General features: G+C 68.7%; 11 protein-coding genes and 2 tRNA genes. 6 read left to right on the top strand and 7 right to left on the bottom strand.

Going from position 1 to position 14,923, the window contains the following annotated elements:
- Positions 1-65: 65 nt before the first annotated feature.
- Positions 66-140, top strand: a tRNA-Gly gene (locus ACK8CO_RS15855).
- 158 nt (positions 141-298) lie between these two features.
- Positions 299-373 (top strand) — tRNA-Gly (locus ACK8CO_RS15850).
- 93 nt (positions 374-466) lie between these two features.
- On the opposite strand, the gene ACK8CO_RS15845 is transcribed toward ACK8CO_RS15850, so the two are convergent.
- From ACK8CO_RS15845 to ACK8CO_RS15835, 3 genes are all read right to left on the bottom strand, one after another.
- The gene (locus ACK8CO_RS15845; protein ID WP_414897250.1) at positions 467-1,159 is read right to left on the bottom strand and encodes an NnrU family protein; all 693 of its coding nucleotides are present in this window, start codon (positions 1,157-1,159) and stop codon (positions 467-469) included.
- Between the two features lie 325 nt (positions 1,160-1,484).
- Positions 1,485-4,589: an efflux RND transporter permease subunit gene (locus ACK8CO_RS15840; RefSeq protein WP_414897249.1), complete on the bottom strand. Its 3,105-nt coding sequence runs from the start codon at positions 4,587-4,589 to the stop codon at positions 1,485-1,487.
- 10 nt (positions 4,590-4,599) lie between these two features.
- A complete protein-coding gene (locus tag ACK8CO_RS15835; protein ID WP_414897248.1) occupies positions 4,600-5,751 on the bottom strand; it encodes an efflux RND transporter periplasmic adaptor subunit in 1,152 nt (383 codons plus the stop codon).
- A 386-nt stretch (positions 5,752-6,137) separates the two neighbouring features.
- On the opposite strand from ACK8CO_RS15835, the gene ACK8CO_RS15830 reads away from it, so the two are divergent.
- From ACK8CO_RS15830 to ACK8CO_RS15815, 4 genes are all read left to right on the top strand, one after another.
- Positions 6,138-6,344, top strand: coding sequence for a cold-shock protein (locus ACK8CO_RS15830; RefSeq protein ID WP_080616964.1), 207 nt, complete (start codon positions 6,138-6,140; stop codon positions 6,342-6,344).
- A 505-nt stretch (positions 6,345-6,849) separates the two neighbouring features.
- Positions 6,850-7,926 (top strand): TRAP transporter substrate-binding protein, encoded by a 1,077-nt coding sequence (locus tag ACK8CO_RS15825; protein ID WP_414897247.1) that lies wholly within the window; start codon positions 6,850-6,852, stop codon positions 7,924-7,926.
- Positions 7,923-8,414 (top strand): TRAP transporter small permease, encoded by a 492-nt coding sequence (locus ACK8CO_RS15820; RefSeq protein ID WP_414897246.1) that lies wholly within the window; start codon positions 7,923-7,925, stop codon positions 8,412-8,414. Before ACK8CO_RS15825 ends, ACK8CO_RS15820 begins: the two co-directional genes overlap by 4 nt.
- On the top strand, positions 8,407-9,765 hold the full coding sequence (locus ACK8CO_RS15815) for a TRAP transporter large permease (RefSeq protein WP_414897245.1): 1,359 nt from the start codon (positions 8,407-8,409) through the stop codon (positions 9,763-9,765). Before ACK8CO_RS15820 ends, ACK8CO_RS15815 begins: the two co-directional genes overlap by 8 nt.
- A 187-nt stretch (positions 9,766-9,952) precedes the next feature.
- Here the strand turns inward: ACK8CO_RS15815 and opgC are convergent, their stop codons facing one another.
- The 4 genes from opgC to ACK8CO_RS15795 are packed head-to-tail and all read right to left on the bottom strand — an operon-like array spanning position 9,953 to position 14,901.
- A complete protein-coding gene (gene opgC / locus ACK8CO_RS15810) occupies positions 9,953-11,308 on the bottom strand; it encodes an OpgC domain-containing protein (RefSeq protein ID WP_080616968.1) in 1,356 nt (451 codons plus the stop codon).
- Positions 11,295-13,064, bottom strand: a complete 1,770-nt coding sequence (mdoH, locus tag ACK8CO_RS15805) for a glucans biosynthesis glucosyltransferase MdoH (protein ID WP_414897244.1) — start codon at positions 13,062-13,064, stop codon at positions 11,295-11,297. The genes opgC and mdoH overlap by 14 nt, the downstream gene beginning before the upstream one ends.
- Before the next feature lie 11 nt (positions 13,065-13,075).
- The gene (locus tag ACK8CO_RS15800; RefSeq protein ID WP_414897243.1) at positions 13,076-13,246 is read right to left on the bottom strand and encodes a hypothetical protein; all 171 of its coding nucleotides are present in this window, start codon (positions 13,244-13,246) and stop codon (positions 13,076-13,078) included.
- Positions 13,243-14,901 carry a glucan biosynthesis protein gene (locus tag ACK8CO_RS15795; RefSeq protein ID WP_414897242.1) on the bottom strand — a complete coding sequence of 553 codons (1,659 nt, stop codon included), beginning with the start codon at positions 14,899-14,901 and terminating at the stop codon, positions 13,243-13,245. The genes ACK8CO_RS15800 and ACK8CO_RS15795 overlap by 4 nt, the downstream gene beginning before the upstream one ends.
- Between the last annotated feature and the right edge of the window lie 22 nt (positions 14,902-14,923).

Here is a 14,923-nt window from a genome sequence, read left to right as displayed (position 1 = left end):
CCCGGGCCGCTTTTTCCACTTGCAGCCCCCGGCCGGAATTTATACATCCCGCCTACCCAATGGATGCGGGCGTAGCTCAGGGGTAGAGCATTACCTTGCCAAGGTAAGGGTCGTGAGTTCGAATCTCATCGCCCGCTCCAATTTTTCTCGAACAGCACCGATGACTGGAACCGGCCTCTGGCCGGAGGCGCGTCCTGGCGCGCGATCCGTCCTGTCGGCAATCTCGCCGCAGGCGAGAGGCTATTTTTCCACTTGCAGCCCCCGGCCAGAGTTTATACATCCCGCCTACCCAATGGATGCGGGCGTAGCTCAGGGGTAGAGCATTACCTTGCCAAGGTAAGGGTCGTGAGTTCGAATCTCATCGCCCGCTCCAGGGGATTTCCTATCAGCACAGTGATGACGCCATCGGCTCCCGCGCCCTAGGCCGTGATCGATGCGTCGTCCGGCAGAGACCGGACGACGCGGGTCAGAACGGAAATGGCGCGACCCCGATCACCGGTCGATGGGCGGCAAGAAGCCCTGCCCAGAGCGCAAGGCCCAGGGCAATCCGCCAAAGCGGCGGCGGCCCCGAGGGGCGCCAGCGCCCGCTCAGAAGTGCCGCGAAAGGCAGGGTAGCGGTGCGGGCGGCAAGCCGGTCCCACTCCGCCCCCATCAGGCGGCGGTTGCGCCGGTCGATGGCCCGGCTGCCCGTCATCGCGAAGACCGCAAAGCCGCCGAACATCAGCAGATGCGCCAGATCGGGATTGGCCAGGGCATGGGCCAGCGCCCAGAGCGTCAGCGCCACCGGCAGCGGATGCCGCGTCAGCCCGACGATGCCCGGCCGCTCGGGGTCGAAGCGCGCATTCCCCGCGCCGCCGAAGCTCAGCGGATTGGGGGCGCCAAGCGTCGCCGCGATCAGCAGGCAGACGAAGGGCATGACCAGAACCGGCAGCCCGAGCTGCCAGGGCAGAGGCGCCCAGAGCGGAATGAAGGGCGCCCGGCCCGAGGCCACGATCAGCCAGCCCAAGGCCGCCAGCGACACCGCAACATAGGCCGCCAGATAGCCCCGCCGCCCCAGCCAGCGCCTCAGCCGGGCCTGCACCCCGGGCCGGACCGGCAGCGCATGCGACAGCAGGAACGCCGCATAGGCGGCCGCGAATTCGCCCCAACCGCCCATCATCGGCAGCTCCGGCGGCCAGCACGGGCACCGCCGGAAAGACCATGGCCAGGGGACGACGGGAAGCGTCGGCCCGATGCGCCCGATGCCCGGCCCCAACGGGCCCCGCAGCTCCGCCGGATCCGGGCCGGACCCGGAGACAATGTCGCACAGCCACCGGAACCCGCGGCGTTCTGACGCGTTCCACCATGGATGACAGCGGATCGGCGAGGTTCGAAGCCCCCCCTCTGGCCGGCTCCCTCACCGGCGCCTCCCGCCGCTGACACGGCCCGGGCGTCTACCCCCGCCCGGGCCTCATGTTTTCGGGACCAGGACCCTGCCCGCACTCTCATCCTGCCAGTGCCTCCTCCAGTTCGCGCACGAGACGCTGCTTTTCTTCGGCCCGGGGCGGCGAGAACCGCGCCAGCAGCAGATAGGCGACCGGCGTCAGGTAAAGCGTCGAGAGCGTGGCCAGTCCCAGCCCGCCGACGATGACCCAGCCCAGCGCCTCGCGGGCCTCTGCCCCCGCCCCCGAGGACAGGATCAGCGGCACGCCGCCCAGCACGGTCGAGACCATGGTCATCATCACCGGGCGCAAACGGATCGTCGCCGCGTCGAAGATGGCGTCGCGCACCGTCGCGCCCCCGTCGCGCAACTGATTGGCGAATTCGACGATCAGGATGCCGTTCTTGGCCATGATGCCGACCAGCATCACCAGCCCGATCTGGCTGTAGACATTGAGGCTTTGCCCGGTCACGAGCAGCGCGAAGATCGCGCAGGCCAGCCCCAGCGGCACCGTCGCCATCACCACGATGGCCGAGATGAAACTTTCGAACTGCGCAGCCAGCACCAGAAACACCACCGCGATGGCGAAGCCGAAGATCAGCAACAGCCCGGAATTGGTCTCGCCCATGGTGGCCGCGGCGCCCTTGGGCAGGATGCGGTTATCCTCGGACAGAAGCCCGTCCGACAGCTGGACGATCCGCTCATAGGCGCCGCCCAGCGACTGCCCCGGCCCCAGATCGGCCGAGATCGAGACCGCGCGGCTTTGATCCAGCCGGTCGAGATCGGGCGCGACGGGGCGTTCCTCGAGCCGCACGAAGGTCGAGATCGGCACCATCCGCCCGCCCGCGCTTTTCACGAAGATGTTCTCGAGATCGCCCGGGTCATCGACCGGCTCGGCCGACGAGACAAGCTGCACGTCGTAATTCTGGTCGCCGACGAAGACCGACACGACGCTGCGCCCGTTCAGGAAGGCCCTCAATGCATCGCCCAGACCCGAGATGTCGATCCCCAGATCGGCGGCGCGGGTGCGGTCGACCTCGACGAACAGCTCGGGCTGGGTACGCTCGAAATCGAGCCGCACCTCGCCGAAGGCGCCGTCATCCCGGATCCGTTCGACCAGCGCCTGGGCGGTCTCGGCCAGCCGGTCATAGCTTTCGCCGGTCAGGGCCACGCTGATGCCGCTGCCCGCGCCGCGAATGCCCAGCGAATTGGGCTGGATCGCGAAGGCGCGCACCCCGATCACGTCTTGCAACCGGGTGTTGATATCGGTCACGATCTCGTTCTGGCTGCGGTCGCGCGCCTCCCAGGGGGCGAGGGTGAAGACCATGAAGCCGCGACTGTCCGAACCGCCCGAGCCCGCGATCGAGAAGAGGTTGACGATCTCGCCCGCCTCGCGCAGCGGCGCGATGGCGTCCTCGATCTCGGCCATCTTGGACTGGGTATAGTCGAGCGACACGCCCTGCGGCGCCCGGATGCTCAGAAGCGCGACCGAGCGGTCCTCCTGCGGCGTCAGTTCCTGCCGCACGCCCCCCGCCACAAGCAGGGCGGTCGCGGCGAACAGGAGCGCCGCCGTCACCACCACAACGGGCAGCGCCAGCGCGCCGGCAAGACTCCGGCGGTAGAACCCGGCCAGCGCCGCGCCGAGCCGGGCCATGGCGCCGGTCCCGGTGCCGGGCGCGCGCGCCAGCATGCGGCTGGCCAGCACCGGGCAAAGCGTCAGCGCCACGACCGAAGAGATCCCGACCGCAATCGCGAGGGTAAAGCCGAATTCGCGGAACAAGCCCCCCGCCTGCCCCGGCAGGAACGAGAGCGGCACGAAGACCGCGGCCAACGTCGCGGTGGTGGTGACGACCGCAAAGAAGACCTGCTTGGCTCCAAGCACGGCGGCCGCGCGCGGCCCCATGCCCTCGGCCCGGCGGCGGACGATGTTCTCCAGCACCACGATGGCATCGTCGACCACCATGCCGGTGGCCAGCACCAGCGCCAAAAGCGTCAGGATATTGACCGAGAAGCCCGCCAGATAGATCGCGGCCAGTGTGCCGATCAGCGAGACCGGCATGGTCAGCGCCGGGATCAGCGTCGCGCGCAGATCGCGCAGGAACAAGAAGATCACCAGAACCACGATGGCAACGGCAAGCCCCAGCGTCTTCAGCACCTCGGCGATGGCGCCCTTGATGAAGACCGCGTCATCCGAGGTGACGAAGATCGAGATGTCGTCGGGCAGGCTCTGGTCGAGCTCGGCCACGGTCCGGCGCACCTCGCGCGAGATGTCCAGCGTGTTGCTGCCCGCCTGCCGGATCACGCCCATGCCTATCCCGGTCCGGCCATTGGCGCGCAGGACCGAAGTGTTGGGCTCGGGGCCCAGATCGACCCGCGCCACGTCGCGCAGGAAGACATTGGGGGCGATGCGCAGATCCTCGAAGGCCTCGGCCGAGACGACCATGGCGGTGGTGCGCACGCTGAGGCTCTGCCGCCCGCCCTCGAGATCACCCGCCGCAGCGTTGAAGCCCGCATCGGACAGCGCCTCTGCCAAGTCGGCCAGCGTCAGCCCGCGGCTGGCCAGCCGCGCCTGATCGACATCGACCCGGAAGATCGGCGCCCGGTCGCCATAGACCTGCACATCGGCCACGCCCGGCAACGAGACCAGCCGATCCTCGATCCGGTCCTCGACGATCTCGGTCAGCGCCTCGGCCGAGCGCCGGGACGAGGTCACCGCGACCCGCATCACCGGCTGGGCATCGGCATCGGCCTTGACCACGCGCGGATCCTCGGCCTCGTCGGGCAGCTCGCGCTGGATCCGGGCAACCGCATCGCGGGTATCGGTCGCGGCGACGTCGATATCGACATCCTCGGCGAATTCCAGCGTCACCCGGCTGCGGCCGAAGCGCGAATTCGACTCGATCGAGCGGATGCCCGAGACCCGGCCGACCGCGCCCTCGATCCGGCTGGTGATCTCCTGATCGATGGTCTCGGGCGCGGCCCCGGTGAACTCGGTGGTGACGGTGACGACCGGGCGGTCGACATTGGGAAGCTCGCGGATCTCGACCCCGAACAGGGCCGCCAGCCCGGCCAGCACGATCAGCGCGCTGAGCACGAGGGCCAGGACCGGACGCCTTACGAAAAGCGACGTACCGCCGGATTCGGCCTCGCGGAGCGCTTCCTGCAGCATGGCCCCCTCCCTAGCCCGCGTCGCGCGCCGGACGCGGCAGGGCCCGCCCCGCCTGCGGCCCGGCGACGCGCAGTTCGGCGCCCTCGCGCAGCGTCTGCAGCCCCTCGACCACCACCGGCTCGCCGACCGCCAGATCGGCCTCGACCAGCACGCTGTCGGCATTGCGCTGACGGATCGCCACCGGCACCCGCGCCGCGCGGCCATCGCGCAGCGCCCAGACATAGGCGCCCGAACTCGACCATTGCACCGCCAGCGGATCGACCATGGGCAGCGGTTCGCCCTCGAAATTCAGCACCACCTCGAAGGACATGCCGCCGCGCAGAAGATCGTCGGCATTGTCCAGCTCGCCCTGCACCCGCAGCGTGCGGCTGGCCGGGTCGACGGCATTGTCGACGGCATGGACGCGCCCCTCCAGCACCCGGCCCGGCATGCCCAGCGGCCGCGCGCTCAGGGCCAGCCCCTCCCTGACCTCTCCGACCACCCGCTCGGGGACGTGAAAGTCGATCAGGATGCGGCTGCGGTCGACGATGCTGGCCAGCGCGTCCTGACTCGAGACCCGGTCGCCGACAGCGATGTCGAGCACCCCCGCCCAGCCCGCAAAGGGCGCGCGAACGGTGCGTTCGGACAGATCGAATTCGGCCTGGCGCAGCTCCAGCTCGGCCGTTCTAAGCGCCAGATCGGCCTCGCGGCGCCGGACCTCGGTGACGGCCCCGGTGGTTTCCAGGCGCCTCACCCTCTGGGCCTCGTCGCGGGCATCCTCCAGAACCAGTTGCGCGCGGTCGACCGCGATACGCTCGGCCTCGTCGTCGAGCTGCACGATCAGATCGCCCGCCGCCACCCGATCGCCGTCGCGGATACCGATCGCGACCACCTCGCCCGTGACCTTCGAACGCAGCATGACCGAGCGCAGCGCGCGGCCGTCGCCGATGGCGGCCACCCGGTCCCGGATACGACCTTCCGCGACCTCCTCGACGGTGACGGCCACAGGCCCGGCACGCGGCCCCGAGGGGCCCGTCCCCGCCTCGGGTGCGGAAGGCGCCAGCCCCAGCAGGGCACCGACACCGATCCGGTCGAGCCAGGGTCGTGCCCCCGGAACGAAGAAAACCCAAAGCGCAAGCGTGCCAGCCAGAAGCAGGACGGAGAGACCTATTTGCCGTGCCATGCACCTTCCCGTTCGCGCGTCTTGCCGGATCATCCGGCCGCAATGTCCTTTAATTAGGAAGCGATGGCCAGAATAACAGGCGGCACCGGCGCGGTTTTCTCCGCGTTCCGTCCCGGCGCCTGCCGGTCCCGTCCGGTTCGCGGGCAATGTCGGGCAACCGCAGGCCCGGCCCTTGCTGCGGGCCGCCACTGCGACAGGCCGTCCCGCCCCCCGCCAAGCCGCGAATTTTTCTTGCAGCGACTCGGGAAAAGCCGCATAGAGCGGTTCGCGACGTTATCTCTATCGACCACTGTCTTCCCTTACGCGGCTGTCAGTTCATCGATCGATATCTGACGAGCCAAGCCGCTGCACTTCCGCGAGCGGCACTACTTGAGGAGACACACGGGATGGCTACCGGCACCGTGAAATGGTTCAACAGCACCAAAGGCTTCGGCTTCATCGCCCCCGACGGCGGCAAGAAAGACGTGTTCGTGCACATCTCTGCCGTCGAACGTTCGGGCCTGGCCGGCCTGCAAGACGGTCAAAAAGTGTCGTTCGAAATCGAAGCCGGCCGTGACGGCCGTGAATCGGCGACCAAACTGGCCGAGATCTGAGGCCAGACGGGCTGGCGGCGCTCCGATAGCGCCCAGCCCGACCGCGTCACAGCTTTGAAATACCCGACCTCGCGGCACCTGCCGCGGGGTTTTTTCGGTTCAGATCATGGCCCAGTCGGTAAAGCGCCAGGTGGTCGGCGCGCTTGGCATGCCCCGGTCATTCGCGGGCTTCGGCGCGCGGCGCGCGCTCTGCTCGTTGTCGCTCTTGCGGCTCATCCGGATCTCCTTTTCTGCCTTTCTGCTCGGCATGGGGACAACGCATCGCCGAGCGGTCCTGTTTCAAAGGCGGGATCACATGGCCTCACGATGCCGTCATGTCGCCCCGACCGTTCGATCTTCGCAGCCTTGCGTCAAAGAGCTGTCAACGCTCCGTATCCGCGCGGCGGGCCGGAGCCGGCAAGGGCTTCCCCCTCCTCTCCCTGCCCACAACGTTGACCGGTTTCCCCTTCCCGGTGTAGGCCCGGGACAATCGGCGGCGCGCGGCCGCAGACGGGGGGAGAACGGAATGGCAGCGGAACGCAGAGCAGGACGGCTGGCCGGAACACCGATCGCAAGGCTGCTCGGCGCAGTTACCGCGGCAACGGCCGCGATCTGGACCGCGGGCGCGGCACTGGCGCAGGACTATACCTTCAAGCTGCACCATTTCCTGCCTGCGACCTCGCCCACCCAGACCGAGACGCTCGAGCCCTGGGCCCGCGCGGTCGAGGCACGCTCGGGCGGCAGGGTCAGGATCGAGATCTACCCCTCGATGACGCTGGGCGGACGCCCGCCCGAACTGGTGACCCAGGCCCGCGACGGGGTGGTCGACCTTATCTGGGTCGTGAACGGCTACACGCCGGGCCTGTTTCCCCGGACCGAGGTGATGGAGCTGCCGAATGTCTATGTGAACGATCCGGGGGCGGCCAATCTGGCGCTGGCCGATCTGTTCGAGACCGACCTCAAACCCGATTACAAGGGCCTCGAGGTGATGTTCCTGCATGTCCATGCCGGCAACGGCATCGCGCTGCGCGGCCCCGAGATGCACGCCCCGGCGGATCTGGCCGGCCGCAAGATGCGGATCCCGTCGCGCACGGGGGCCTGGGTGCTCGAGGCGCTGGGCGCGGTGCCGGTGGCGATGCCGGTGCCCGAGCTGCCGCAGGCGCTGCAGAAGGGCGTGGTCGACGGTGCGCTGGTGCCCTTCGAGATCGTGCCCGCGCTGAAGCTGCAGGACCAGACCGACCGGCTGATCGAGGGCGACCGCAATACCCGCTTCGGCACCACCACCTTCCAGCTTTCGATGAACAAGGCGCGCTGGGACAGCCTGCCGCCCGAGATCCGGACCGCGTTCCGCGAGGCCTCGGGCCCCGAATGGCTGGCCGAGCTCGGCCGGATCTGGCGCGGCACCGAAGAGACCGGGGTCGCGATCACCACCGCCGCGGGCAAGGCCCATCAGGTTCTGAGCCCCGAGGAAACCGAAACCTTCCGGACCGCGCTCGAGCCCGTGGTCGCGCGCTGGATCGAGGATGCCGACCGTCGTGGCATCGACGGCGCGGGTCTGGTCGCCCGCGCCCGCGCCGCGATCGCGGCCCATGCCAGCCGATGAGTCTGCGGCGCGCGCTGGCCGCTGCGGTCGCGTTCTGGGCGATCCTCGGCGGGCTGGTGCTGGCGAGCGTGGTCGCGCTCAACGTGATCTCGATCCTCGGCGGGCTGCTCGGCCATCCGGTCCCGGGCGATTTCGAGCTGACCGAGATCGGCACCGCCATCGCCGTCTTCGCCTTCCTGCCCTGGTGCCAGCTGACCCGCGCCAATGTCACCGCCGATGTCTTCACCATGGGCGCCTCGCGGATCTGGGCCGCGCGGATGAGCCTTGCCGGATCGCTGGCCGCCCTGGCCGTGGCCGGGGTCCTGCTCTGGCGCATGAGCCTCGGGCTCGGCGATCAGCAGGCCTATGGCTACACCACCGCGATCCTGCAGATCCCGCTCTGGCCCTGTTTCCTGCCGGTGCTGGCCTCGCTCGCGCTGCTGGCGCTGGCGGCGGTGGCGACGCTGACCGAAGATGCCGCCGCCGCGCGCGGGAGGGGGCATGCCTGACCCGATGATGCTGGGCCTGACCGGGCTTGGCGCGCTGGTCCTCTTGATCGCGGGGCGGATGCCCATCGCCTATGCGATGATCCTCGTGGGCGGCGCGGGCATCGCCGCGCTGAACGGCCCGGCGCTTTTGCTGAACCAGCTGAAGACGCTGGCCTGGGGCAAGTTCTCGATCTACGACCTGACGGTCGTGCCGCTCTTCGTGCTGATGGGGACGCTTGCCGGGCGGGCCGGACTGTCGGCCGCGCTGTTCCGGGCCGGGGCGGCCTGGCTTGGCTGGATGCGGGGCGGCACCGCGATGGCCGCCATCGCCGCCTGCGCGGGTTTCGGCGCGGTCTGCGGCTCGTCGCTCGCCACCGCCTCGACCATGGGCAAGGTCGCCCTGCCCGAGCTGCGCCGCCAGAACTATTCGGGCGCGCTGGCCACCGGCACGCTGGCCGCCGGAGGCACGCTCGGCATCCTGATCCCGCCCTCGGTGGTACTGATCCTCTATGCGGTCCTGGTCGAGGCCAATGTCGTCACCATGTTCATGGCAGCCCTCGTGCCGGGCGCGCTGGCGGTCCTGCTGTTCCTTCTGACCATCGCGGGCTATGTCGCGCTCCGCCCCGGCGCCGGTCCCGCCCATGCCCCGGCCGGGCGGGCCGAGTTCCGCGCCGCGACCCTTGGCGTGCTGCCGGTGCTGGGCATCTTCGCGCTGGTGCTGGGCGGCATCTATCTGGGGCTTTACAACCCCACGCCGGGGGCGGCCGTGGGTGTCGCGCTGGTCTGGGCCTATGGCACGCTCCGCGGACGGCTCGGCCTTGGCGCGCTCCGCGCCTCGGTGCTCGAGACCGCCGCGACCTCGGGCATGATCTACCTGATCCTGCTGGGCGCCGAACTGATGAAGATCTTCTTGTCCCGCGCGGGCCTGCCGCAAGCAGGCGCGGAATGGATCGCTGGCGCGGGGCTTGCCCCGCTCGCGGTGCTGGTGCTGCTGCTGGCCACGCTGATCGTGCTGGGTTGCCTGATGGACAGCCTGTCGATGATCCTGCTGGTGATCCCGTTCTTCTGGCCGGTGCTGGTCGAGGTCAATGGCGGGCTTTACCAGATGGCCGAGGGCGCGGGCTTCGGCATGGGCACCGAGGATCTGAAGATCTGGTTCGGCATCCTCGCGCTGATCGTGGTCGAGCTGGGTCTGATCACCCCGCCCGTCGGCATGAATGTCTTCGTGATCTCGTCGCTCGCCCGCGACGTGCCGATGGCCGAGACCTTCCGGGGCGTGCTGCCCTTCTTCCTGGCAGAGCTTTTCCGCGTGGGCCTCTTGCTGGCCTTTCCGGCGCTGGTGCTTTGGCTGCCAGGCGCTCTGGGCGGCTGAGCGGTTCACTCCGGCCTCTGCCGGACCCCGGGCCGACGCCGCCGGCAATACGCATACCAGCCTCGGGTCCAGGGCCACGCCCGGAACCGGAGCGCCGGGGTCACGGGCAAATCGCCGGACCGGGAAGAACAGCCCCCCGGGCGGGGCCAAACGCTCTGCCCTCGCAGGGCGGCCCGGGGGCGGTCTTCTATTCGGCCGGTTGCAACCCCGGCGCCCGCCCCCCGGAGGGCAGCACCGTCGCCGGAAGCGGATCGGCAGAGCAGTCCGGACAGGGAACGGCCGCCGCGACCGCCGCCGCCTCGGGTAGCGGACCGGCAGGCGCCGTCACCGGGTCGGTCAGCGGCTCGGGCACCGGATCGGTCACGGGCTGGGCCACGGGCAGCGGCACGCGGCGAGGCTCGCGCCGGGCGGCCTGGGCCAGCATCGCCGCGACCAGCATCGCGGCCACGCCCAGCGGCGGCAGCAGCCAGGGCAGCAGCGCCAGATCGGGATAGCCCGCCATCAGCACCTGGAACAGCAGCGAGACCGCAGTGCCGAAGGAGAAGACCAGAAGCCCGTGCCGGCCCATCAGCCGCAGCGGCGCCGCCACCCGGCTGCCCGCGAGCCGGACGACCGCAGGCAGGCAGGACAGAACATAAAACAGCGCCAGCACATGCAGCATCCGCGGCAGCGAGACATAGGTCTTGTCGAAGCCTACCAGGTGGAACGGCAGCCCCGCCTGGCCTGCCTGCCGCATCAGTGCGTTCATCTGCTGGCCCAGCGCGGGGATCTGCGCCCAGAGGAAGACGCCCCCGAGAAAGGCCACGGCCAACCAGAACAGCCAGCGCCGCCGCGCAACGAAGCGCTCGCCCCGGCGCATATGGATGCCGGTCAGAAGCCCCAGCACGAAGATGATCTGCCAAGAGAGCGGGTTGAAGAACCAGCCGCCCGGATTGGGATAGTTCGGCAGATCGAGCCGCCACATCCCGGCGACGAACCAGATCGCGATCGCGACCGAGACCATCAGCCGCGGCGCCCGCATCCCGATGAAGATCGCCAGCGGGGCGAAGAGCAGCAGCACCGAATAGGCAGGCAGGATGTTCACATAGCCGAACTGGTGGGTCAGGAGCGGAATGCCGATCAGCGCCTCGGCGGTATTCTCGAACACCTGCCGGAGGTTGATCTTGGTCAGCAGCTCGGGCACGCCCAGCGCCATCGCCCCCCAGGCGAAGATCGCGATGGCCCAGGCGCTCAGCAGCACATGGACGATGTAAAGCGTCCAGGACCGCCCCCAGATCGGACGGATCGCGGCCCAGAGCCCGTTCAGCCGGATCTGCGGCGCGGCGAAGCGACCGGAATAGGCCAGCCCGGCGGCGATACCCGACATCACGAAGAAGGCCTCGGCCGCATCGGAAAAGCCGAAATTGCGGATCGTCCAGTGTTCATAGGGATTGCCGGGCACATGGTCGATGAAGATCATCACCAGTGCGAGGCCGCGGAACGCGTCGATCCGGGGATCGCGCGGACGCTTGACGGGAACGGATACGGGCTCAGGCCGCGACATCGACCGCCTCCTTGCTGGCATCTTCCGCCATCCAGCGCCGGACCAGATCGCGATAGGCCCGGATGACGGGGGCGGCATCGGCTTCCTGCGGAACGGCGAACAGGCTGTGGGTCAGCGGCCGCGAGGTCCAGGCGATCAGCAGCGGTGCGATCAGCATCGGCAGGCAGACGGGCAGCAGCCAGATCGTCAGGTCGGGTGCGATCCGGGTGACAATCGCCAGCGCCGCCGCCCCGGTCAGGGTGATCCAGAGCCCGGCGCGCAGCCCCTGCAACAAGCTCAGCTTGCCCTCGCCGCGCTGGTTCGCGGGCCAGCCGCCATCGCGCCCCGACAGCACCTGCAGCACCGCGCGCGACTGATACATCAGCATCAGCGGCGCAAGCAGCGAGGTCAGCAGGATCTCGGTCAGGACCGAAGCTGCGGCCCGCTTGCCGCCGCCGAAGCCCTTCGCCCGCCGCGACAGCACCGCACCGATGAGGATCGACAGCTTGGGCAGCAGAAGCAGCCCGCAGATGCCGATCAGAAGAGTGATGATCTCTTTCGTGCGGTCCGACGGGAAGACCGGGAAAAGCTGATAGGGTTCGGGGAAATAATCGGGCGCGGGCGCGAAGACGGTGGCCAGCAGCGAGGCGATCAGGAAGGCCCCCCAGAGCAGCGACACCAGATAGGCGAAGATGCCCTGCAGGAAGACGAAGCGGCTCCAGCCGGCAAGCCCCGGCGCCAGCAAAAGGCGCATGTGCTGAAGGTTGCCCTGGCACCAGCGGCGATCGCGCTTGGCATAGGCGAGGATGTTGTCGGGGCCCTCCTCGAACGAGCCCTCAATGGTCTCGTCGAGTTTCACGCGCCAGCCGGCCCGCGCCAGAAGCGCCGCCTCGACATAGTCATGGCTGAGGATATGACCGCCGAAGGGCGGCTTGCCCTGCAGCGCGGGCAGGCCGCAGCTTTCGGCGAAAGCGCGCACCCGCACCATGGCGTTATGGCCCCAGAACGGGCCGGTATTGCCCTGCAGCCGCGCCAGGCCCCGCGCGAAGACCGGCGAATGGAAGCTTGCCGAGAACTGCATCGCGCGGCCGAACAGCGAGCCCGCGCCGATGATCTTGGGCAGGGTCTGCAACAGCCCGAGCCTCGGGTCGGCCTGCATCCGCGCGATCATCCGGCGGATGGTCACGCCCTCCATCAGGCTGTCGGCATCGAGGATCAGGGCGAATTCGTAGGCGCCGCCCGAGCTCTGGATGAAATCCTCGATATTGCCCGCCTTGCGGCCGCGATTGTCGGTGCGGCGACGGTAGAAGATGCGCCCTGCCCCGCCTGTCTCGGCCAGAAGCCGCGCGAAGGCGTCGCGCTCGCGCACCGCATTTTCCGGGTCGCGGGTATCGGACAGCACCGCGATGTCGCAGCGCAGGCCGGCCGCCTGGATCGAGCCGTCCATGGCCGCGATCCGGGCAAAGGTTGTCAGCGGATCCTCGTTGCAGATCGGCACCAGCACCACGGTCGGCTGATGCGGCAGCTTCAGCTGCGGCTCGGGGGTCCGGCGCAGATGGCCGAGAAGACCGATAAAGGCCCCGGCCGCGCCCCAGGCCAGCCAGGCCGTGGTGATGAAGATCAGTGTGGTCCGGGCCAAGTCCCAGGGATCGACGCCATCCTGTGCAGAGGCCTCGGCCAGAAGGGACGCGGCCACGGAGGCCGCGGCGAGGGAAAAGCCGATCGCCAGCCCGCGCAGCAGGCGGGTCCGGAAACCGGACGCAAGGATGCGGGACATCTGGCTTGCCGTCAGCCCAGTTGCAGGGGTCGCAGCAGGCGGGCCAGCCAGATCGGCAGACGCAGCTCAAGCCGCGCCTCCAGCACCTGCTGGGGCATGTCCATCGGAGCGACCGGAGGAGCCCAGTGAGGGCCTTCTACCGCAATCGCGTTCTGCGCATCGAAGGTGGTATCTGCACTCATTCGTTGATCCATTGGTAGAGCCAGGTTTCGGTCAGGTTTTGCCCGTACCCCGTTATTTCGGCCTTGAGTTCGACCAGAGCGCCGGTATCGGCGGTTATGTCGACGACAAGGCGCCATGTCTTCGTATCCGGGATACGGCTGAACACGGGTTTCTCCATTCGGCCCGTGCTTGCGTACACCTCGGCAGTAACGTCCGCGTCGGCCGGAAGTTCCCCGAGAGTGCCGCCTTCGAAATCGACCACGAATTTTCGCAGTCCAGGGCTACCGGCGGCGCCGGCTACACCGCCCCGCCCGACCAGCGTGCGCACCACATGGGCGCGCGTCCCGACTGCACCGGGGGGATTGGTGCCCCAGTGCAGACGGTAATCGTATTCCATCGCGTCGCCCTTGCGCGCCCGTTGCTCGGGCACCCAGAAGGCGACGATATTGTCGTTGGCCTCCAGATCGGACGGGATCTCCACCAGCCGCACCGTGCCGCGTCCCCAATTGCCGACCGGCTCGACGATCAGCGAGGGACGGCGTTCGTAATGCGCCCCCGCATCGAGATAGTCGTCGAAGCTCCGGTTGCGCTGGATCAGACCGAAGCTGACCGGGTCCTGCGCCCCGAGATAGGAGCTGGCAAGCCGCGGCGGGTTTTTCAAGGGTCGCACGAAGGTCTCGCCTTCGCGGGTATTCATGATCAGCATCTCGCTGTCATGCACCCGATGGCGGAAATCGTCGAAATCACCGCGGTCGTTATCGCCCAGCAGGAACATCGAGGTCAGCGGCGCGATGCCCAGCTGATCGACATCCTCGCGCAGGAACAGTCGCGCGGTCACGTCCATCACCGTGGTCGCTCCCGGCGTGACGATGAAGCGGTAGGCGCCGGTCAGCGACTTGCTGTCCAGCGCGGCATAGATCGTCATCGACGTCGCGCCGGGCGCCGGACGTTCCAGCCAGAAGGCACTGAAGCGCGGGAATTCCTCGGTCTTGCCCGAGGCGGTGTTGACCGCAAGACCACGGGCGCTGAGCCCGTAGACATTGCCCTGCCCGAGCGCCCGGAAATAGCTTGCGCCTTGGAAGACGACGACCTCGTCGAAGGTATCGGCGCGGTTGAAGGGCGCATGCAGGCGGAAGCCCGCGACACCCGGCATCTCGAAATCGGGCGGGATCAGCTCGGCGGCCTTGCCGTCATACTCGAAATCGGCGGCCGAGAAATGCATCGGCTCGGCGATGCCCTCGACCAGCTCGTAGATCTCGACCGGCTCCTTGTAGAGCCAGCCCGGATGGAAGGCCTGCAGACGGAAGAACCCGCCCTCATCGGCCCAGCGCGAATGATCGGGCCGGAAGCGGATCGCGCGATAGGCATCGTAATCGAGCCCGGACAGCGGCCCGCCCGGCAGGGCCACGGGCTTGTAAGCATCTTTCGAGAGCGCCTGCATCCGGTCGCTCAGCACGTCGAAGGAGAACGGAACCGGTTCGGGCGCCGGTTCAGCCACGACCTCGGGTGCCGGTGCAGACGGCTCGGCTTCGGCCGCCGTATCCTGCGCCGCAGCATGGCGAGGCAGGCCCAGCGCCGCCACCGCTGCAGAGCCGGCCAGAGCCGCCAGCAGGCGACGACGGGAGGGACCGGTCTCTCCGATACCCACCGAAGAACTCGAACTGTCTGGAAACATTGATGGACCCCTTAACCAAGGC

The sequence above is a fragment of the Rhodovulum sp. HP10 genome (genome assembly GCF_047553435.1).
Taxonomy (GTDB): Bacteria; Pseudomonadota; Alphaproteobacteria; order Rhodobacterales; family Rhodobacteraceae; genus Rhodovulum.
The sequence above is the reverse complement of the archived record's forward strand: the minus strand, read 5'-3'. Positions and strand labels throughout refer to the sequence as shown.

Bases quoted from the DNA above. Each gene is read 5' to 3' on its own strand.
- ACK8CO_RS15845 (WP_414897250.1), bottom strand. From the start codon at position 1,159: ATGATGGGCGGTTGGGGCGAATTCGCGGCCGCCTATGCGGCGTTCCTG.
- ACK8CO_RS15840 (WP_414897249.1), bottom strand. From the start codon at position 4,589: ATGCTGCAGGAAGCGCTCCGCGAGGCCGAATCCGGCGGTACGTCGCTT.
- ACK8CO_RS15835 (WP_414897248.1), bottom strand. From the start codon at position 5,751: ATGGCACGGCAAATAGGTCTCTCCGTCCTGCTTCTGGCTGGCACGCTT.
- ACK8CO_RS15830 (WP_080616964.1), top strand. From the start codon at position 6,138: ATGGCTACCGGCACCGTGAAATGGTTCAACAGCACCAAAGGCTTCGGC.
- ACK8CO_RS15825 (WP_414897247.1), top strand. From the start codon at position 6,850: ATGGCAGCGGAACGCAGAGCAGGACGGCTGGCCGGAACACCGATCGCA.
- ACK8CO_RS15820 (WP_414897246.1), top strand. From the start codon at position 7,923: ATGAGTCTGCGGCGCGCGCTGGCCGCTGCGGTCGCGTTCTGGGCGATC.
- ACK8CO_RS15815 (WP_414897245.1), top strand. From the start codon at position 8,407: ATGCCTGACCCGATGATGCTGGGCCTGACCGGGCTTGGCGCGCTGGTC.
- opgC (WP_080616968.1), bottom strand. From the start codon at position 11,308: ATGTCGCGGCCTGAGCCCGTATCCGTTCCCGTCAAGCGTCCGCGCGAT.
- mdoH (WP_414897244.1), bottom strand. From the start codon at position 13,064: ATGTCCCGCATCCTTGCGTCCGGTTTCCGGACCCGCCTGCTGCGCGGG.
- ACK8CO_RS15800 (WP_414897243.1), bottom strand. From the start codon at position 13,246: ATGAGTGCAGATACCACCTTCGATGCGCAGAACGCGATTGCGGTAGAA.
- ACK8CO_RS15795 (WP_414897242.1), bottom strand. From the start codon at position 14,901: ATGTTTCCAGACAGTTCGAGTTCTTCGGTGGGTATCGGAGAGACCGGT.